We start from the raw sequence: 3,841 nt of genomic DNA on the forward strand, positions 1-3,841 counted from the left end.
GTCTGACGCTGCCTAGCGCATCTGCCCGAAAATCGGAATCGATTTTCGGAAAGCACGATGCGTAGATTCAATGATTTAGAGCGTCCTTTGCGCGTCCGTTCGGACGCACGGCGCTCTATGCAGCGCCGACCCTGAGCAAATCGTGGAAGTGGATGATGCCGACCGGACGGTCGTCTTCGACCACGAGAATGGCACTGATATTGTGCTCGTTGAGCATGGCAGTTGCAGTACCTGCCAGCATCTGTCGTGGCACGGTCTTGGGCCGCCGGGTCATGATGTCTTCGACATTGGTCTCGGCAAGATTGCGGTCGAGATTGCGCGCCAGATCGCCGTCGGTGATGATGCCGGCGAGCTTGCCATCTTCGTCAACGACACAGACGCAGCCAAAGCGCTTCTTGGACAGCGTCTTGACCGCCTCTGGCATCTTGGTGCCAACCGATACGATCGGCATTTCATCGCCTATGTGCATCAGGTCGCCGACCGGCATCAGGCTCGCGCCGAGCTGGCCACCCGGATGGAAGGTGCGGAAGTGGTCGGCGGTGAAGCCGCGCGCTTCAAGCAGGGCCACCGCCAGCGCATCGCCAATTGCCAATTGGAGCAGCGTCGAGGTCGTCGGCGCGAGCCCATGCGGGCAAGCTTCCGGGGCGCGCGGCAATGACAAGACGACATCCGCCTGACGTGCCAATGCGGAAGCGTCGCCGGCGGTAATGGCAATCAACGGGATCGAGAAGCGCCTGGAATAGGCAACAATGCCCTTGAGTTCGGCCGTCTCGCCCGACCAGGAGAGTGCCACGATCGCGTCTTCCTTGGTGATCATGCCGAGATCGCCGTGGATGGCTTCGGAGGGGTGGACGAAATAGGCTGGCGTTCCGGTCGAGGCCAGGGTCGCTGCGACCTTGGAGCCGATATGGCCGCTCTTGCCAACACCCGTGACGATGACCCGGCCGCTCAGTTGCCCGAGGGTCGAGACGGCTTGGGCAAATGGCTCCGCCAATACCCCTTCGAGCGCGGCAGCAAGCGCGGCCATGCCGGCCTGCTCAGTGGTGACGGTGCGGAGGGCGGAGGCGATCGACGCCTGCCGGTCCGGCTCTTTTTTCAGCGATCCAGCGTGCATGTCGCATGCGTTAGCGCGTCGAACGGTCCCTGTCCATGATTATCCGGCCCGAACGATGCGTCCCCGGGGTGGCGGGAAACGCTCCGTTAACCATGGCCATTTACCAGTTGGTAATTGCGGCGCCCATGCGTCGGCGAAGCAGTGGAAAAGATGGCGCAGATCAGGCCAGAGCAAAAAGGACCGTGGGGCAGTGCAGGACTGCGCGCCTTGCTGGCAACAGCAAGTCTAGCGACGTTGCTTTGCGCCACGCCTTTGCATGCTCAGGAAGCCGGCTTGCGCGGTACGTTTGCAGATGGAGACGCAACAGGTTCGCTGACGCGCAGGCCCATGGCCCAGCCGCAAACGCCCGAACCCCAAGATCAGGTCGCGGACTATCAGCCTGTCAGCCCCGGCGCCCTACCCGACCAGGCGGACGCAGCCGCAGAAGACAGCCTGTTCAGCGAGCCGCCCAACGCCGACAGCGCGGCGTCCGCTCGCCAGCCTACCACGGCCCGCCAACGTGCCGAAGAGGCGCGACGGCAACGCGCGGCCCCCACAAGGGCGCCCGCCACCAGGCCCGTTGCGCCAGCGGCGGAAGACGACATTACCACCGGCACCGTGCGCCAGGGTACCATCGACTCAGAAACCAGCGTGGAGAACGGCCCGGAATCCGCACGGCAAGCCGCCATCGAGGCACTTACGCCCCTGATCGATGCAACTCCCTTCGCGCCCACCGGCATCCGCGTCGGCAGTTTTGTGCTCAGGCCCAGCCTCGTGCAAGGACTGGAGGCGAGTTCGAACGCCGATTCGAGCCCGGACGGAAAGTCGGCGGTGCTGTCGGATACCGCCCTTCGGCTCAATGCCGCATCGGACTGGGAAAGCCATTCGGCGAACATCGATGCGTATGGYATCGTTCGCAAATCCCTCTCCGGGCAGGAGGTCGACGATCTCGCCGGAGGCATCAACGGCCGATTGCAGCTCGACCTCGCCGACGACCTTCGGGCCATCGCGCGTCTTGGCTACGATTTCCGCCCGGAATCGGCCACCTCCCCCGTCGTCATCGTCGGCACCGCCGAGCGGCCGACGCTCCACATCCTCGATGGCGAGCTTGGGCTGGAGAAGGATGTCGGCAAATTCCGCTTCGGCGTGGCCGGCGAGGCGACCAAGGAAACCTACAGCGACGCTCAATTGTCGGACGGCGCCACGCTGTCTCAGGAAGACAGGAATTCCACGCTCTACACAGGCAGGCTGCGCGCCGGCTACGAGATATCGCCTGCATTGACGCCATTTGGCGAGGTCGAATACGGACGCCGCGTCTATGATCTCCGCTTCGACACTGCCGGCTTCGAACGCTCGTCGAACAGGATCGGCGCACGCGCCGGCGTCGAATTGGACATGGGCGAGAAATTCGGCGGCGAGCTTTCGGCCGGCTGGATCAGCGAAAACTTCGATGACGAGCGCCTCAAGACCATTTCCGAACCGACATTTGCCGCCGACCTCAGATGGTCGCCGATCCGTGGCACCATCGTTGGCTTCAACGGCGCAACCTTCGTGGAAGGCTCGACCACTCCGGGCGAAAGCGGCTCGATTCTCTATGCTGGGCGTCTCAGCGTCGAGCGTGAAATCCGCGCGAACCTCACGGGCATGGCAGCCGTGGGCGCCGGTTGGCGCGACTATGCCGACTCCGAGGACCACGATCTGACGCTGACCGCCGAAGCAGGCATGACCTGGTGGCTCAACCGCTATGCCGGCCTCACCGGCAGGCTGCGCCATGAAACGTTCACCAGCACACTGCCCAACCGCGATAGCACGACCAACACAGTGTTCCTCGGGATGAGAATCCAGCGCTAGGATTCAGGGGCAACGAGTTCGGCGGCAATCGCCTTCAGCGCTTCTTCTCCGCCACCGGAAAACACCTCGCTCATGATGAGATCGGCCAGCGGCAGGCGGCTGCCCCAGCCATGCCTTTCAAGGTCGGGCTTTTGCGCGAATTCGGAGACCCGGCCAACGCAGAGATAAGCCACCGGCACGACATGATCTGGAATGCCTAGCAGCTGCTTCAGCGCCTCGCGGTCGAGGATGCTGACCCAGCCGACGCCGACACCTTCGGCACGCGCCGCCAGCCAGAAATTCTGCACGGCGCAAACGGTGCTGTAGAGATCCATTTCCGGATTGTGCCAGCGTCCAAGCGGCGAATTTTCCGAGCGGCTCCGGTCGCAGGTGACGACAAGGTTGAGCGGGGTCTCGCAGATGCCTTCGAGCTTCAGCTTGCGGTAAAGTGCCTGCCGTTCCTCGGCGATGTGCGGCAGTTCCTGCTGGCGCGCGGCGAAGAACAGGTCGCGCACTTTCTGCCGGCGCTCGGCATCGCGGAGGACGATGAAATTCCATGGCTGCATGAAGCCAACCGACGGCGCGTGATGGGCAGCCATCAGCAGCCGCGCCAGCAGCTCATCTCTCAGTGGGTCAGGCCGAAAATGGCTGCGCACGTCGCGGCGCGTGAAGATGGCGCGGTAGACGGCATCTTGTGCAGCTTGGTCGAAACAATTGGAATTTAAATGGTCAGCCGGCATCGCGTATCCCCTTGCGAGCAATCGATTTCCCCCGCCTGACCATGCGGAGGACGATTTCTGCCGGGCCGGTCTTCTGGCTCGAGTTCAACCCGTTGTCGGCACCTTCCCATTCAAGATGAACAGTGGCTTTTGCCGATACGGTCCCTCTTACAGCGTTGGGCACGCCACGGATTTGCAC

At 63.1% G+C, this 3,841-nt stretch carries 3 protein-coding genes and 1 riboswitch; of the genes, 1 reads left to right on the forward strand and 2 read right to left on the reverse strand.

The features are described 5' to 3' along the window. Positions 1–115: 115 nt before the first annotated feature. Positions 116–1,114 (reverse strand): KpsF/GutQ family sugar-phosphate isomerase, encoded by a 999-nt coding sequence (locus tag AC1DUU_RS25820; RefSeq protein ID WP_476786220.1) that lies wholly within the window; start codon positions 1,112–1,114, stop codon positions 116–118. Between the two features lie 150 nt (positions 1,115–1,264). Here AC1DUU_RS25820 and AC1DUU_RS25825 point away from each other — a divergent pair, with 150 nt between their 5' ends. Then, complete coding sequence (locus AC1DUU_RS25825; protein ID WP_476786221.1) at positions 1,265–2,944, forward strand: outer membrane beta-barrel protein; 1,680 nt, start codon at positions 1,265–1,267, stop codon at positions 2,942–2,944. Here AC1DUU_RS25825 and bluB read toward each other — a convergent pair. Further along, entirely contained in the window at positions 2,941–3,663 is a 723-nt protein-coding gene (bluB, locus tag AC1DUU_RS25830; protein WP_476786222.1) for a 5,6-dimethylbenzimidazole synthase, read from the reverse strand. The genes AC1DUU_RS25825 and bluB overlap by 4 nt on opposite strands. Before the next feature lie 46 nt (positions 3,664–3,709). Then, positions 3,710–3,841: riboswitch (cobalamin riboswitch) on the reverse strand. This riboswitch is flagged as partial in the annotation.

This window comes from Aminobacter sp. P4_H6_2 (assembly GCF_056400805.1).

What these genes read in the sequence shown, in the direction of transcription:
- AC1DUU_RS25820 (WP_476786220.1), bottom strand. Translation starts at nt 1,114, where the DNA reads ATGCACGCTGGATCGCTGAAAAAAGAGCCGGACCGGCAGGCGTCGATC.
- bluB (WP_476786222.1), bottom strand. Translation starts at nt 3,663, where the DNA reads ATGCCGGCTGACCATTTAAATTCCAATTGTTTCGACCAAGCTGCACAA.